Annotated in this window: 16 protein-coding genes; 12 read left to right on the top strand and 4 right to left on the bottom strand. The window is 43.4% G+C overall.

What is annotated here, in order from left to right:
* Window positions 1-25: 25 nt before the first annotated feature.
* On the top strand, window positions 26-1804 hold the full coding sequence (locus QWZ13_RS01115; protein WP_290280113.1) for an aldehyde dehydrogenase family protein: 1779 nt from the start codon (window positions 26-28) through the stop codon (window positions 1802-1804).
* Between the two features lie 13 nt (window positions 1805-1817).
* Here QWZ13_RS01115 and QWZ13_RS01110 read toward each other — a convergent pair whose 3' ends face one another.
* Complete coding sequence (locus tag QWZ13_RS01110) at window positions 1818-2264, bottom strand: YaiI/YqxD family protein (protein WP_290280111.1); 447 nt, start codon at window positions 2262-2264, stop codon at window positions 1818-1820.
* A gap of 206 nt (window positions 2265-2470) precedes the next feature.
* Here QWZ13_RS01110 and recQ point away from each other — a divergent pair, with 206 nt between their 5' ends.
* From recQ to QWZ13_RS01060, 10 genes are all read left to right on the top strand, one after another.
* Window positions 2471-4276, top strand: coding sequence for a DNA helicase RecQ (recQ, locus tag QWZ13_RS01105; protein WP_290280109.1), 1806 nt, complete (start codon window positions 2471-2473; stop codon window positions 4274-4276).
* A gap of 34 nt (window positions 4277-4310) precedes the next feature.
* A complete protein-coding gene (locus QWZ13_RS01100) occupies window positions 4311-5174 on the top strand; it encodes a GNAT family N-acetyltransferase (protein ID WP_290280108.1) in 864 nt (287 codons plus the stop codon).
* A gap of 47 nt (window positions 5175-5221) precedes the next feature.
* On the top strand, window positions 5222-5563 hold the full coding sequence (locus tag QWZ13_RS01095; protein ID WP_290280105.1) for a hypothetical protein: 342 nt from the start codon (window positions 5222-5224) through the stop codon (window positions 5561-5563).
* 80 nt (window positions 5564-5643) lie between these two features.
* On the top strand, window positions 5644-6105 hold the full coding sequence (locus QWZ13_RS01090) for a copper chaperone PCu(A)C (protein WP_290280104.1): 462 nt from the start codon (window positions 5644-5646) through the stop codon (window positions 6103-6105).
* A 38-nt stretch (window positions 6106-6143) separates the two neighbouring features.
* Entirely contained in the window at window positions 6144-6278 is a 135-nt protein-coding gene (locus QWZ13_RS01085) for a hypothetical protein (protein ID WP_290280103.1), read from the top strand.
* Window positions 6229-7179 carry an aldo/keto reductase gene (locus QWZ13_RS01080; RefSeq protein WP_290283230.1) on the top strand — a complete coding sequence of 317 codons (951 nt, stop codon included), beginning with the start codon at window positions 6229-6231 and terminating at the stop codon, window positions 7177-7179. The genes QWZ13_RS01085 and QWZ13_RS01080 overlap by 50 nt, the downstream gene beginning before the upstream one ends.
* 70 nt (window positions 7180-7249) lie before the next feature.
* The gene (locus QWZ13_RS01075) at window positions 7250-7840 is read left to right on the top strand and encodes a GNAT family N-acetyltransferase (RefSeq protein WP_290280102.1); all 591 of its coding nucleotides are present in this window, start codon (window positions 7250-7252) and stop codon (window positions 7838-7840) included.
* 54 nt (window positions 7841-7894) lie between these two features.
* Window positions 7895-8308, top strand: a complete 414-nt coding sequence (locus QWZ13_RS01070) for a DUF1801 domain-containing protein (RefSeq protein ID WP_290280099.1) — start codon at window positions 7895-7897, stop codon at window positions 8306-8308.
* Between the two features lie 60 nt (window positions 8309-8368).
* Window positions 8369-8773 (top strand): DUF1761 domain-containing protein, encoded by a 405-nt coding sequence (locus QWZ13_RS01065; RefSeq protein WP_216000723.1) that lies wholly within the window; start codon window positions 8369-8371, stop codon window positions 8771-8773.
* Between the two features lie 39 nt (window positions 8774-8812).
* Window positions 8813-9139, top strand: a complete 327-nt coding sequence (locus QWZ13_RS01060; RefSeq protein ID WP_290280096.1) for a YciI family protein — start codon at window positions 8813-8815, stop codon at window positions 9137-9139.
* Here QWZ13_RS01060 and QWZ13_RS01055 read toward each other — a convergent pair.
* Complete coding sequence (locus QWZ13_RS01055) at window positions 9078-9230, bottom strand: hypothetical protein (RefSeq protein ID WP_290280094.1); 153 nt, start codon at window positions 9228-9230, stop codon at window positions 9078-9080. The genes QWZ13_RS01060 and QWZ13_RS01055 overlap by 62 nt on opposite strands.
* 6 nt (window positions 9231-9236) lie before the next feature.
* Between QWZ13_RS01055 and QWZ13_RS01050 the strand changes: the two genes are divergently transcribed.
* Window positions 9237-9875, top strand: coding sequence for a YdeI/OmpD-associated family protein (locus QWZ13_RS01050; RefSeq protein WP_290280092.1), 639 nt, complete (start codon window positions 9237-9239; stop codon window positions 9873-9875).
* 4 nt (window positions 9876-9879) lie between these two features.
* Here the strand turns inward: QWZ13_RS01050 and QWZ13_RS01045 are convergent, their stop codons facing one another.
* Together QWZ13_RS01045 and QWZ13_RS01040 are read right to left on the bottom strand one after the other, a co-directional pair.
* Window positions 9880-10827, bottom strand: a complete 948-nt coding sequence (locus QWZ13_RS01045; RefSeq protein ID WP_290280090.1) for a diguanylate cyclase — start codon at window positions 10825-10827, stop codon at window positions 9880-9882.
* Window positions 10817-14989, bottom strand: a complete 4173-nt coding sequence (locus tag QWZ13_RS01040; protein ID WP_290280088.1) for a response regulator — start codon at window positions 14987-14989, stop codon at window positions 10817-10819. The genes QWZ13_RS01045 and QWZ13_RS01040 overlap by 11 nt, the downstream gene beginning before the upstream one ends.
* Window positions 14990-15084: the final 95 nt, after the last annotated feature.

Genomic DNA, 15084 nt, shown 5'->3' with positions numbered 1-15084 from the left:
TCTATTTGTTAGGTTGGACCGTTGTATGATGAATAAAATTTTTGTCCATGATGACATTGTCGCATTGAATTCTAAGCATCGATCAATCGCGAAAGTCACGGAATTGGGGACTCTTGTGACCGTGAGCAAAGGTGACTTGTTGTATCGTCAAGGTGAGTTAGCAAAAGACACCATTTTTGTGACCAATGGGTCAATTCACACTTTTGAATTCGATGATGCGTTAGAAATGGAATCAAACCATCGCTTGTATAAATCGGGACAGTTATTAACGAGCGTAGCAAGCCATGGCCAGCATCATTGTGTCAGTGCCAGAGCACTAGAAGAATCAACAGTGTGTTTACTGAGCCAAGAAACGACAGAAGCTTTAATGAGTGGCACTGTAGCGCAATCAAAGTATTTTTTTCAAATGATGCGCGACACCTTAAATGCACAAACTCAAACGGCGATAGACGTTAGAAATTATGAAGAATCGAGCCCGGTATTAGACGCAATTATTGACCGCTCTGTTCAAGCGCAATCCTCCCTTTTTGAATTACCAGAAGCAGAGTTAGACGAACTAATTTTTGACATTGCCGATCAGATAAATAGGCAAGCTTGGCAGTTGGCCGCTCAAGCCATTGCAGAGTCTGGTATGGGTAAGTTAGAACACCGAGTGCAAAAAATCATGCTCGGTTCACTTGAGGTGGCGGCTTCTCTAAAAGATCAACCCGGTGTCGGTTCGCTGACATTAGAAGGTGATGAAGTAGAGCAAATGCTTACTTCTATGGGTGTAATCTTAGGGCTTATCCCTATTACCAACCCAGTTGAAACACTGGTATTTAAAGTTCTCATTGCACTAAAGTCTCGTAATTCAATCGTGCTCAGTTGCCATAGAAATGCCAAGAATGTCAGCCTAGAAACCGTGTCTATTATTCACCAAGTCTTAACTCAATATGGAATCAATTCAGATGTCGTGTTACTTCCAGATTTGCCCATTGGGCGTAAGGTGACTCAGTTATTGATGCGCCATAAGGGTGTCAACTTTATATTAGCCACGGGCGGCGAAGGCGTAGTGCAAGAATCTTATCGATCTGGAACCCCGAGCATTGGCGTAGGTAAAGGTAATGCACCGGTTTGGATTCGAGAAGATGCGAATATTAATCAAGCTGCGGCGATGATTGTCGAAAGTAAGGCGTTTGATAACGGCGTTGTTTGTGGCTCTGAAAATAATTTAATCGTTAGTGAAGCGATAGCGAGTGATTTTTGTGAATCGTTAATAGCTAACAATGCAGCGGTGTTAGCCGAACATGAAGTTCAACAACTGTTAGGCCATTGCTTCGACACGAAAGGAATACAACGTGATTGGCTGGGTAAATCGGCGGCAGCTATAGCCGAGCACTGCGACATCGAAAGAGATTACCCCATTGAACTGTTGGTATGCCCAATTGAGGTTGACCAGCTTGATAGTCTATTTCTATGTGAAAAGCTTGCGCCGATATTATCTTTACTTCAAGTCAACACAGACCAGCAAGCGCTAAGCATAGCGCAAGCTATTCTTGCTAGCGAAGGCCGAGGTCATACGGCGATTGTTCATTCCCAAAATAGAGAGGCGGTAGAAGCTTACACCAAAGCCGTAGACGTTAGCCGAGTGCTCGTAAACTCACCCGGTACTCAAGGCTGTATTGGCGCTTGCAATGGCTTAAAGCTTTCGTGGACATTAGGGTGTGGAACGGCCGGCGGCGGCTCTACCAGTGACAATGTTACCTATGAGCACCTCATGAATAAAAAGCGTTTGGCGTTTGGCCATATTAAGAGCGAGGAATAATGCGTGAAGTTGTCTAAATCAGTTTCGCTAATATTCTATCCAGTGCGTTGGCAAACTCATTCGCATCTCGCTTATTAAAAGGAGCCGGACCACCAGACTGAACACCCGAAGAGCGCATGGTTTCCATAAAGTCACGCATATTTAAACGTGCGCCTATATTGTTTTTTGTCCACTGTTCGCCACGCGGATTAATGGCAAAACAACCTTTCTCGATGAGTTCGGCCGCTAAAGGGATGTCTTGCGTCATCACCAAATCGCCAGCCTCGGAGCGCAAAACAATCTCATCATCGGCAACGTCAAAACCCTGTGATACTTGCAGCGAATGCAAATAAGGGGAGTTGGGTAACTTAATAAAATGGTTAGCAACAAAGGTCGTGTGTATTTTTTTACGATTCGCCGCCCGAATGATGATCTCCTTGATCGGCAAAGGGCAAGCATCGGCATCGACCCATATTTTCATATCATTTCCTAAGAGTGTAAAAACGTAATGATAAGAGCTTAGCCCGCTAATCTCCAGTTGATAAAGTAAGTGCGTTTGGGAAGCAAATTTATAAACGGGTCACAAAACTTGGTTTAAGTTCTTAAATTAACCGTAATCGTTCGCTCTAAATCCTTAAAACCCGTATATTTAGCCATTCAAATTGAACAATTTTAGGTTGTGTTTAAATGGCCGCTGAACAAGCGCTACAGGTTTTAAATAAAGTATTCGGTTACAACGAGTTTCGACCGCCACAAGCGGACATCATTTCGACGGTAATAGATGGCGGCGATGCCTTTGTTCTCATGCCTACTGGGGGCGGTAAGTCATTATGTTTTCAGATTCCTGCTCTGGTTCGCGAAGGTGTGGCGATCGTGGTTTCTCCTCTTATTGCGTTGATGCAAGATCAAACTGCGGCATTGTGTCAATTAGGTATTTCAGCCGCGTGCTTAAATTCGACTTTAACAGCCAGCGAAAATGCCAGCAATGAAGCAAAAGCGTTAACCGGCGAATTGGATCTATTGTATATCGCACCTGAGCGATTGGTCTTGCCGCAAACGCTTAGCTGGTTAAAGCAACTCAAGCTGTCTTTGTTTGCCATTGATGAAGCACACTGCGTTTCACAGTGGGGGCATGATTTTCGATCTGACTATTTGCAGTTAGCTATGTTGCATGAGCAGTTCCCCAAAGTCCCTAGAATTGCTTTAACGGCCACCGCGGATAAAAGAACACGCGAAGAAATTATTCAGCGATTAGCACTCGATACGGCTAAAACGTTTGTGTGTTCCTTTGATCGGCCAAACATCCAGTATCGAATCACGCAGAAAAACAACCCAAAGCAACAACTGCTTTCTTTTATTCAGTCTGAGCATGCCGATCAAGCCGGTGTTGTTTATTGTTTATCACGGAAAAAAGTAGAGGCCACCGCCGATTGGTTAAGAGACCAAGGTATTAATGCGTTGCCGTATCATGCCGGGCTTAGTGCAGACGTTCGTTTACGTCATCAAACCCAGTTTTTAAATGAAGATGGGGTGGTCATCGTCGCAACGATTGCATTTGGAATGGGAATCGACAAACCCGATGTACGTTTTGTAGCACACCTTGATTTACCTAAAAGCATAGAAGCCTATTATCAAGAAACGGGCCGAGCAGGGCGAGATGGAGAGCCCTCAACCGCTTGGATGGCGTACGGCTTAGAAGATGTATTGAAGCTAAAGCAAATGATGGCAGGCTCACAAGGTAATGAGGCTTTTAAACGTTTAGAGCAGCAAAAGCTAAATGCCATGCTAGGGATCGCCGAGGTAACCACATGTCGACGGCAAGTATTGCTAAATTATTTTGGTGATGAATTACCGCAACCCTGTGGTAATTGCGATAACTGTATAACTCCGCCCAAAACATGGCAGGCCACTGAGGCAGCGCGCAAGGCATTAAGCTGTGTTTTTAGAACGGATCAACGGTTTGGTGTAACCCATTTAATCGATGTGCTACGTGGCAAAGAAACGCCCAAGGTAATGCAGTTTAATCACAACGCGATTTCTACTTTTGGAATAGGAACCGAACTATCTGAGGCGCAATGGCGCTCAGTGTTCCGACAACTAGTCGCACGTGGCTTTTTAAATGTGGATGAAAACTATGGGCAGTTAAATTTGTCTGAACAATGCAGACCTATTCTCAAAGGAGAACAGAGCATTGAATTAAGGCTGGATGAAAAGCGGCATAATTCAACCAGCAGTACCAAAAAAGCCAAAAAGAGTATAGAGATATCCGAAGCAGATGCACCTCTATGGGAGGCGTTGCGAACGTGTCGTAAATCTTTGGCCAGCACACAAAAGGTGCCTCCCTTTGTTATTTTTCATGATGCGACATTGCACGAAATGTTGAAAGCTAAACCTACAAACATGGATTCCTTTGGCTCGATCAGCGGCATCGGTGAAACCAAAAAGAAAAAGTACGGGCAAGAATTCTTAGCCGTTATTGAACAATTTTCCTAAAGTTATTTAACTGAAAAGCTCGCTGGAGAAAATTTTGAACTTCCGAATACTCAACAATAATGATCAAGAAGCATTACAAACCTTACTGAAAAAAAACGCCAGTACGAGTTTGTTTATGCTCAGTAATATAGAGCAAACACAAATTAACTACAGCGGTGCAATGTTTGAAGGTAGATACTATGGTGCATTTGATGGCGCGCAGTTAATAGCGGTTCTTGTGCAGTATTGGAATGGAAATTTAATGTTTCAAGGCGATGCTGACGCAATAGAAGAGCTTTGGGTTCGGTTTGGAACGGAGTTTACAAAGATTAATGGCTTTATTGGGCGAGAAGATTTGTGCCAACTATTGAAAGCTAAATACGATCAACAACCAAACGCAAGAGCCTATAGTATTAGCTCAAAAGAGCGTCTTTATGAACTAGATTTATCTGCCCTACAAACGCCGACGCTTATCAATGAGAACCAAATTCAGTGGCGCTTAGCAACACTTGACGATCTGGAATATCTAGTGCCTTGGATGGTCGATTACAACATTGAAGCATTGGGTGCTGTAAAAAATGAGGCCTTAGTAGAAGAAACAACTCAATCAACGTTGTCAAAAATTAATAATCAGATGACTTTTGTTATTACTCACAATGATGAGCCGGTTGCCACCGCCTCCTATAACGCAAAAACACACCCTTTTGTTCAAATAGGAGCCGTATGGACGCCTATTCAGTTAAGAGGTCGTGGGTATGCGCAATGCGCCGTTGCAGCGGCATTAATAACAGCGCGAGAAGATGGTTTTAGCCGCTCAATTCTATTCACGGACGAACAAAATATCGCCGCTCAGAAAGCCTATGAAAAAATAGGGTATCAGTCGTGTGGTGAGTTTGGGCTGTATATTTTAACAAATTAAGAGAAGCTGGCCTTGCGTGTTTTTGGGCTAAGTTTTAGACTGCAAAAATGACCTTATCTTTTTCACAACAACTCAAAGGTTATTGGTTAGGTTTCTTTGCTTGGCTGATTTTAACCTTCGCACCCATTGCTACCTCATTCGCTCAGTCGGATGAGGGCTTTCTGCGCCTTTGTACCGCAAAAGGGGCTCAATGGGTACAGTTGATAGGATCTGAGGCTAATAAGAGCCAGAGTGCATGTGTCTGTTTAAGCGCTGTAATTAGCCCCGATACCTTAGACTATAACTCTCCTGAAGCCTCTATTAGTGCCACGAGCCTGATTCAAGCAAGTCGCTTTAGCCAACCTAGCTTTCATCGCTATCACTCCAGAGCGCCGCCATTCGTTTCTTAATTCAACATGATCAGTAAAGAAAGAGCTTTTGTTGGCAGTAGTGATGCTGCCTGAATTAAGATATAAATAGGAAATATAGAATGAAGTTTTTACACAGTTTATTAGTAGCCGCGTTTTGCCTTTCATCTGTTGGATTGTGGGCTCATGGCTCCACTCAACACGCTATAGCCGTTGAATCCGCTTGGGCAAGAGCCAGTGCTCCTGGTGCACCTTCAGCCGGCTTTATGGTGCTTCACAATCACAGCAATGATGACGACATACTCTTAAGTGTAAGCGGTGACTTTGCCAAAAAATTAGAAGTACATCAGTCGTTTGAAGACAATGGCATCATGCGTATGGAGCACCAAAAAAAGGGTGTCGTTATTCCCGCGAATGGCATGGTTACGTTCGCTCCGGGAGGCTACCATTTAATGTTTATGGGTTTAAGTAAAAACTTTGAAGTGGGCGAAGCTTATTCTGTAACGCTGACCTTTGAGCATGCAGGTGACATCACCGTGCAACTTGAGGTGATGCAGGGGAATAACATGAGCATGTCTCACTAAAATAATCAAAGCACCTTACTGAATATCTCAAGGCAACGTTGGTTGTCTTGAGCCTTTTATACCTTTGGGAGAATTGTTATGGAATATCGTCGATTGGGAAAAGCCGGGTTAAAAGTATCCGCATTGTCGCTTGGATCTTGGGTGACCTTTGGCAAACAAGTGAATACCAGTGATGCAAAGAAATTATTAAAAACAGCTTACGATGGCGGCGTTAATTTTTTTGACAATGCCGAAGGGTACGAGGCTGGTGAGTCTGAAAAAATTATGGGTGATGCCATCAGTGGTTTAGGCTTAGCACGTGATACTTTTGCGGTGTCCTCCAAAGTATTTTGGGGCGGCGATCAGCAAATGCAAATGGGGCTCAGTGCAAAACACGTACGCGATGCCTGTGATGCAGCTCTGAAACGATTGCATGTTGATTATTTAGATATGTACTTTTGCCACCGCCCTGATGTTGACACACCTATTGAAGAAACCGTACGAGCTATGCATAACCTAGTTCAGCAAGGTAAGGTGATGTATTGGGGAACCTCAGAATGGAATGCGCAGCAAATCACGCAGGCTCATGCCATTGCTCGACAAGAGCATCTTACACCGCCGACCATGGAGCAGCCACAATACAACTTATTGCACCGTGATAAAGTTGATGGTGAGTTTACGCCGTTGTATGAAGAATATGCTATGGGCACCACTATCTGGTCTCCCTTGGCGAGCGGCATGCTAACAGGAAAGTACAATGAAGGCATTCCAGATGACAGCCGATTAAATCTACCGGGCTACGAGTGGTTGCGTGATCTTTGGATGAGCGAAGAAGGTAAGTTAAAGCTGTCCAAAATTAAGCAATTAACCGAGTTATCAAATGAGATAGGCATTAGTATGGCCCACTTATCGATTGCTTGGTGTTTAAAGAACCCCAATGTTAGTACCGTAATATTAGGCGCTTCACGCTTGTCGCAACTTGAAGATAACTTAAACGCGATGGATTCGTTGGCGAAACTAACCCCTGAAATTATGGCGAGAATTGAAGGCATCGTAAACAATAAGCCTGCAGCGGCGGATAGATTTGGTCGTTAATCATTGATTAGGATATGGCGGTTAGCACATGCCAGCCGCCTTTATGTAACGTTCTTTCAAGGATGTTGTTATGTGGTTACAAGAAGTTGAGTTAGTCTCTAGATCTGTCATTTTAATACCCTTGCGCGAAACGCACATTGAAGCACTGGTTCAAGCCGCCGCTGATGGCTGTCTCTGGGAGCTATGGTTTACCGGGGTGCCCAGTAAAGAATCGGCCTCCGCCTATGTAAAACAAGCCCTACTTGATCAAGAAAAAGGCGTAGCTTTGCCATTTGTGGTTATTGACCGCGCCACTAATACAGTTATAGGTTCTACTCGGTTTTGCAATGCAGATTTAAAAAATCAGCGGGTTGAAATAGGCTATACTTGGTATGCAAAAAGCTTCCAACGTTCATCCGTAAATACCGAGTGCAAGCAACTGCTGCTCACCCATGCATTTGAAACCTTAGAGGCTATTGCTGTAGAGTTTAGAACGCACTGGCATAATTTGGCCTCAAGGCAAGCCATTGCACGTTTAGGCGCTAAACAAGATGGCGTGCTACGAAACCATCAAAAATCGCCCGAGGGAATTTATCGAGACACCGTCGTATTTTCGATCATTGACCATGAATGGCCGGCGGTTAAGTGCAGTTTAGCAAGCAAACTAGCCCGTTATCGCTAAACGTTGAGTCGTATGCATCAACGTTAATAGCTCTTTCTGATTTTGGATGTGTTTATGACTACAAATAAAACCCAGCCCACCGATGTACCCGTCTCTGAGTTCTTAAAAACGGTTACGGTGAAACGTCGTTTAGCCGATGCAGAAGTACTGTTAGAACTATTTACCAATGTTACAGGGCAAGAGGCCGTTATGTGGGGGCCATCTATTATTGGCTTCGGGCAAATGGAATTTCATTACGACAGTGGTCGCTCTGGCATTATGCCTGTGACAGCCTTTTCACCCCGAAAAGCAAATTTGACGCTGTATGTGGGTGACAAATTTGAAGGGGCTGCTAGTCTGTACGAACGGTTAGGAAAGTATAAGAAATCCGTTGCGTGCCTTTATATCAATAAATTAGACGATGTCGATTTAAACATTTTAACCGAGATCGTAAGAGCGGATTATCTCGCCAATATGCGCAAGAAGTAGTTTCTTAAGGCAAACCTCATACCGTGCTTAACTTAAAAAAACAAAAAAAAGGAAGCAGAAATGGACATATCTCAACTCAACATACTCGCAATTTTTGTCGCCGCGGCATCAAGCTTTGTAATAGGCGGTGTCTGGTATTCACCAATAGGCTTTGGAAAGCGTTGGATGGCTGAAGCGGGCCTCACGGAAGAATCCATCGCCGAAGTTGATATGAAAAAGGTATTCGGGCTCGCTTTTTTAGCCAGCTTGGTCATTGCATTTAATTTAGCCATGTTCTTAGGTCCGAGCAGCACATTCGGTTCGGGTGTGTTTTATGGTTTTATAACGGGTTTTGGTTGGGTGGCGATGGCATTTGCCATTAATGATTTATTTGAACGTCGATCTTTAGCCCTGTATGCCATTAACGCCGGTTACCACATCGTCACTTTTACACTTGTCGGTGGCATCGTAGGAGCGTGGCATTAAAGCCCGTATCCTAAACGTTAATCATATTTTGGAGCATTCATGATGAATAACTATCTATTTGTATACCATGGCGGCAAAGAGCCAGAATCTGAAGAAGAATTTCAAAGCACTATTAAAGCTTGGCAACAATGGTATGAAGGAATGGGTAACGCGGTTGTAGATGGGGGTAACCCTGTTGGACCAAACATAACCGTGCATGCCGGTGGAAAAGTGACAAACGACGGTGGCAGTAACCCTGTGACCGGATACGGTGTCTTTAAAGCTAGCGATGCCGAAGCGTCCGCCGAATTGGCCAGTAAATGTCCTATTTTAGACGCAGGCGGAAGTGTCGAGGTAGCTCAAGTGTTTGATATGTCTCAAGCTTAAACTTACACCCCATTAAGGTATTGAACGGCGCTTTTACAATGCGCCATTCAATGCCTTTCTTCCGCTTTAATAAAACAAGTAGCAGAGTCACACCGCCATGAAAAAGAAAATCACCACCATTGAAGAGTATTTTACGATTGGTTGTGGTCGTTGTGAAAAAGGCAGCACACCAGATTGCAAAGTACATACCTGGGCACAGGAACTGGCCATGCTACGGCAAATAGCATTGAGTGCTGGGCTGGTAGAAGAATTGAAATGGAGCCAGCCTTGCTATACCTACCAAGGTACTAATATTGTTATTGTCAGTGCGTTTAAACAGCACGCTATCATGACTTTTTTTAAAGGCTCCTTATTAAAAGACCCAGAAAATATATTACATAAACCGGGCCCCAATTCAGAGTCGGGCCGAGTGGCAAAGTTTACCAGTGTAGACGACATTAAAAAGTACAAAAATGTACTTGCAGGCTACATTCAAGAAGGCATTGAGTTAGTAAGAGCAGGAAAAAAAGTTGAAAAGAATACCGAAAAATATGTCATGCCAGAAGAGTTGCTAGTGGCGCTTGAATCTGACCCTGAGTTTTTTGAAGCGTTCGAACAGTTAACACCGGGTCGTCAACGTTCCTATTTTTTACATGTATCTTCAGCTAAGCAATCTAAAACTCGTTCTACAAGGGCATTAAAAATTAAACCCAAGGTCATTTCTGGCCTTGGGTTTAATGAGTATCAAAAAGGTTGAACTTTTAAGAGATATCCGGGCTTTCTAGAGAAGGATGATATATTTGATCGCGCCCACGATTCTTAGCTTCGTATAGGTATGTATCTGAACATTCAATAATTTCAACATTGCTACATGAAAGTATTGTCGAAGCGCCAATGCTTACGGTTATTGGGTTGCTGGTACCTTCACTGTTGGTGATTTTTTCAGAATCAAAGGCCGATTTTATACGATTGGCTACTTCAAGTGTCCCTGGTAAATCGGTATCGGGTAAAATGACGGCAAATTCTTCACCACCATAGCGCGCCACAAAGTCAGTTGGTCTCAATAAAGCTTTTCGAATTAGATTGGCCGTTGAGATGAGCGCTTGATCGCCCTCAATATGGCCATAGTCATCATTAAATGCTTTAAAGTGGTCTATATCGACCATTAAACAGCCCGCGTCATGCTTTGTTCGGCTTGCTTCATTCTTAACGCGATCAAGGTGCAAGTCTAAATAGCGGCGGTTAAAAGTACCCGTAAGGCCATCCACAAAAACCAGCTTATGCAGCATGTCTTTTTGTGCCTTTAGGGTTAAATGTGCCTTGACACGGTTTTTTAACGTCATCGGGTTGACAGGCTTCATGATGAAGTCGACACCGCCGCGGCTCCAGCATTCATCTTCTTCGTGTTGTTCATTAAAGGAAGTTACAAAGATTATCGGGATGTCTCGAGTAGCGTCATCCTGTTTTAGCTGATCGCACAGTTCTAATCCGTCCATACCAGGCATTAGCACGTCGAGCAAAATTAGATCTGGAAGTACCTCGTTGCATACTTCAAGAGCAGCCGGGCCACTTGTGGCCGCGAGTACGGTATAAGAATCGGAGAGTATGTTGTAAACAGCTTGGATATTTATCGGTTGATCGTCGACAACCAATATCTTTGCGGTTGATAAATCTACTTCGGAAAAATCCTCGATTTTCTTACTTTCCATTCTCTAAACCTTTTAATAGCTTTTCTAAATCACTCATTAACTGCTCGGCACGTTTGAAATCTAACCCATTCAATGCGCTCATGAGGCTATCTGTTATGTCGGGTGATACGTCTTTCAAATGAACCGTAATTTTCTGAAAAGTATCAATGGCATGCATATTGAAGCTAGATACTTCATTTTTAAGCTCATTAAATGCTTCGGTAAAGCTTTCGTGCTTGGTTGCTTTAGAGGCATTGCCCGTACTTTGTAACATACTTTTTAGCATTATGGCATTATTTTGGGCACTCTTGATTTGGTTCACAACGCTCATATGCATTTCGTTGCGTTCATCAAGGTGGACCCATTTCGCGAGCTGGTTTTCTTCAAATTTAGCCATTTCCGCTAATTTTATAAAACCTAGCGAAGCGGCAGTGCCTTTCAAGGTATGAAAGATTAATACCACATCGTCGCGTGTTAGCTCTTTGTTTTCGAGCTGGTTGGCATAATCACCTAAGCTGACAATAAACAATTGCAGCGCTCTATCGTACAATTCGGGCATATTGTTAAAACGAACTAACGCGCTTGCTAAGTCAATGTCGTTTTCTAATCCAAAACGCGTGGCAGCCGGGCTTAACCCACCTCCGACGGGAGTGGCTTGATTAAAGGCCCTCTCTTGAGCTTCCATCGCGCGATTTTTGCGTTTTGCTTTAAGTATTTCATTAACCATGTCTTTCAAGCTGAATGGCTTTTCTATGTGGCCCGTCATACCTAAGAGGCGGCATTTCTCCTTAACCGAATCTTTTAAATTTGTGGTCATTGGAATAATAGGCATGTTTTGGTAGAGGTCGTTTTGCCTGATTCGAGCGGCGGTTTCTAGTCCGTCCATACCCGCCATGTGTATATCCATAAGAACAGCGTCATAAGGCATTAACGTTGTTTCGAGTTCTTTTAAGCACTCTTTACCGTTGGCGGCAATGGCCACGCTGGCCCCCTGAGTTTTTAACAGCGATTTCACGATCAGTTGGTTTGTCGGGTTGTCGTCAACCACTAACACCCTCACTCGCCGTAGAGGTGCCGTTGGCATGGGCAGAGGCTTTTCAACTAAAATAGGATTCGTTTTGGTTTGGATGGCATCTATATAAGCATCAAATATTTGTGTGCGTGTAATAGGCTTCGTTAGGCAACCGTTAAATATTCCTGGGTTGTTTTCCAATTGCTGATAAAGCTGTTCTTGAGTTCTGGCTGAGGCCATGATTAAAATCGGTAAATCATCGCTGCTTAACGATTGCTTTATTTCTTTTCCTAGCTCCCAACCGTCCTTTTCAGGCATAACCCAATCGATCAACGCAATATCAAATCGTTCTTTTTTGGCGACAGCCGTTTGGATAATTTCTAGTGCATCAAAGGAGTTGGACGCAACGGTCACGTTCCAACCAATTTTACCCATGGTCGATTGAAGGATTTGAGCACTAGTCGCGTTGTCATCCACAATAAGCACTTTAATTGGACTGACTATTTCAGCGAATTTACTCACCTTTTGAGGAGGTGATCCCGCCTCTGCTTTAAACGTTAGCTTAAAGCTAGACCCTCTATTCACGGTACTGGTTACATTGATATCACCCTCCAGTAAGTGAACGTACTTCTTCACAATCGATAACCCGATTCCCAGCCCTCTGTGCGAGCGAGATTCACTATTATCAAGCTGCCAAAATTCGTTAAAAATTTTGCCTTGGTCGGCATCTGGTATACCAATGCCGGTATCTGATACTTCTAGCTGTAAACTGATGTCCGATGCCGATTCACTTTTTGCCACCGACAGTTTGAAAACCACTTCACCATAGTTGGTAAATTTGATGGCATTATTTCCTAAATGAAGCAGTATCCTTTTGAGTTTATGCCGATCGGTTTTTAAAATGTATGGAACATTTATATCAACATCAAAATGAATCTCTATGCGCTTACCTTGAGTAAATTCAAATAAGTTCTGAGACACCTCTGCAAGCAGCTCATCTAATTCAAATTCTGATTTAGACACGGTTACAACACCATGATCTAAAAAGGCTAAATCGAGCACATCGTCAATTGAGTGGGTAAGGGTATTCACAGCACGCTTAATATCGGTGAGATAATCGCGTTGAACATCATCAAGTTTTGATAATTCAAATAGCGATATATAGCCATGAATAGCCGTTAACGGCGACCGAAACTCATGAAAAACATTCGCCGTGAAAGCGTTCACCTGTTGGTTGCTTAAATTAGATAATCGACTGGCTACGGTCGGGTAGTTCGCGCTGTGGTTTTTCTGTGTACCGCTGATACTGTCTGGGTGGTGTTCAGGTTCCATGCCTGTGATTTGAATCTGGAAAACGTACCCCAAAATCGTGTCGTATTCATTGACCGCGGTAATTTCTGTAAAGCAAGCGAGCCTCTCATTCTTCTTAGTGATTAAATTACACTCTTCTTTTTTTGTGATGGCCGAGTGTATGGGTACATTGAGTACGCGAATGAGTTGCTTAAATGACTTTGCCGTATCAGACGGGATATCCGGGTCAGTGAATCTTAAAACATCGACGATGTTTAGTTTAGACTCTAATTCTGATTCACTGTATCCGAGAATCGTTAAGGCCTGCTTGCTGCAAGACAATATAGCCCCGTTACTGTCGCAGGCAAGTGTCGCTTGGTGACGAGTGGCTTTGACTACCTGTTCTAAAATTTTTGATTTTTTGAGCTCGCCTTCCAGTAATTGTGCTTCGTTTTCTAAATCGGAGTTTTTATCAAGTAGTTCACGTTGTAAATTTTTTATCTCCGATACATCGTTTAAGCTAATGGTTGCACCGGTAAACTTATCTCTGGCAATAATCGGTGAAATATTCACATTGAGTGTTCGTATTTCGCCTTGATTATCGCCAGGAAGGGTAAATAACATGTTTTTAACCGTGTCACCGGCGGCAACTCGTTTAAATGTATTTACAATTTCATCTGAATTTATACCGGTCGATAACCAGTCAATGATCGGGTGATTTCGTGCACCACTGGCGCGTAAATTAAAAATTCTGTCAGCCGCGTCGTTCCAATGGGTTATCTTGTAGTGCTCATCTACACCAATAATGCCATCGCTGGAGTTATCGACCACGGATGCGAACGCGATGCGTTGCCTGAGTTTCAGGACACTTTGTAGGAACAGGCTCTCCAGTAAATAGGTTAGCCCTATCAGCACAAGCGTGATCACGCCAATGGTAAAAGCTTTGTTGGTTGGAGTGGCCAGCTCTAACTGATCGAGAAATTTTCGGGTTGGCGTAATCGACACGGTCCATTGACGCCCAAAAACAACAATAGACTCTGATTGTTGATAATCTTCTATGTAGCTCGAACCTTCGATGTCGGTAGAGTAAAAGTTAATGGCAGGTGTTGCCGTGGTATCAGAAACGGTAATTCTATAAAGGTCGTCCTCCACCAGAGTGGCATCGAGTATTTCATTTATCAGTAAAGGGGCATAAGACCACCCCAACAACTTAGGTGAAAGCGAAGCCTCCTTTGATTCAAAAATGGGGTGCAGCAATAAAAAACCATGATCTACTTTGTCACTGGCTTGTACCAACGTTATGGGCGCGGTGAGCTGTGTTGATTTGGTTGCGGCACTGGTCAAGGCAGCATGTCGACGGTTTGCTTCTGAACCTATATCGAGCCCGATAGCCTGCTCATTATTTATCTGGGGCTCAATGTACTGAATAATAAATAAAGGGTCTTGAGGGCTCGATAGCTGTTTTAACTCAAATGGCGCATTGCGATCTTTCGCTGCTTCCGCTAAAAAAGCATCCAACTCATCTTCAGAGATTTTCTTTATTAACCCAAACCCGCGTGCGCCGGGGTATTCAGTGTCGTAATCACGGCTTTGAAAATATCGTAATTGCTGATCGTAGCTCCATTGGTAAAAGCCCACGGACTCTACAGCGCCTCTGACGCCTCTGACCCCATATTCATATAAACCGACGGCATCTAATATATTTGAATTAACGTGCGATAATTGGGAGGTTACTGCGTTTGCAATCGCGGTTTCATTGAATTTTTGGGTTTGAATAATGCTGTATTGGCCGTAAAGCAAACCGATGATCAGTAACCCTAATGGAAACCATAACCTGAAGAATAATCTGTTTACCATAGCGACCGTTCCCTGAACTATCATATTCGAATGTGCATAGGATATTAACAATAGATTACAAAATGGTTATTTGCCAATGCACCGTGCTCATTTTGGTATGGCGAATCATTAATATTCGT

Source organism: Reinekea marina (assembly GCF_030409715.1).
GTDB classification, from domain to species: Bacteria; Pseudomonadota; Gammaproteobacteria; order Pseudomonadales; family Natronospirillaceae; genus Reinekea; species Reinekea marina.
This window is presented reverse-complemented; position numbering and strand designations above follow the sequence as displayed.

Excerpts from the sequence above, each read along its gene's own strand:
- QWZ13_RS01115 (WP_290280113.1), top strand. The coding sequence starts at position 26 with ATGATGAATAAAATTTTTGTCCATGATGACATTGTCGCATTGAATTCT.
- QWZ13_RS01110 (WP_290280111.1), bottom strand. The coding sequence starts at position 2,264 with ATGAAAATATGGGTCGATGCCGATGCTTGCCCTTTGCCGATCAAGGAG.
- recQ (WP_290280109.1), top strand. The coding sequence starts at position 2,471 with ATGGCCGCTGAACAAGCGCTACAGGTTTTAAATAAAGTATTCGGTTAC.
- QWZ13_RS01095 (WP_290280105.1), top strand. The coding sequence starts at position 5,222 with ATGACCTTATCTTTTTCACAACAACTCAAAGGTTATTGGTTAGGTTTC.
- QWZ13_RS01090 (WP_290280104.1), top strand. The coding sequence starts at position 5,644 with ATGAAGTTTTTACACAGTTTATTAGTAGCCGCGTTTTGCCTTTCATCT.
- QWZ13_RS01075 (WP_290280102.1), top strand. The coding sequence starts at position 7,250 with ATGTGGTTACAAGAAGTTGAGTTAGTCTCTAGATCTGTCATTTTAATA.
- QWZ13_RS01070 (WP_290280099.1), top strand. The coding sequence starts at position 7,895 with ATGACTACAAATAAAACCCAGCCCACCGATGTACCCGTCTCTGAGTTC.
- QWZ13_RS01065 (WP_216000723.1), top strand. The coding sequence starts at position 8,369 with ATGGACATATCTCAACTCAACATACTCGCAATTTTTGTCGCCGCGGCA.
- QWZ13_RS01060 (WP_290280096.1), top strand. The coding sequence starts at position 8,813 with ATGATGAATAACTATCTATTTGTATACCATGGCGGCAAAGAGCCAGAA.
- QWZ13_RS01050 (WP_290280092.1), top strand. The coding sequence starts at position 9,237 with ATGAAAAAGAAAATCACCACCATTGAAGAGTATTTTACGATTGGTTGT.
- QWZ13_RS01045 (WP_290280090.1), bottom strand. The coding sequence starts at position 10,827 with ATGGAAAGTAAGAAAATCGAGGATTTTTCCGAAGTAGATTTATCAACC.
- QWZ13_RS01040 (WP_290280088.1), bottom strand. The coding sequence starts at position 14,989 with ATGATAGTTCAGGGAACGGTCGCTATGGTAAACAGATTATTCTTCAGG.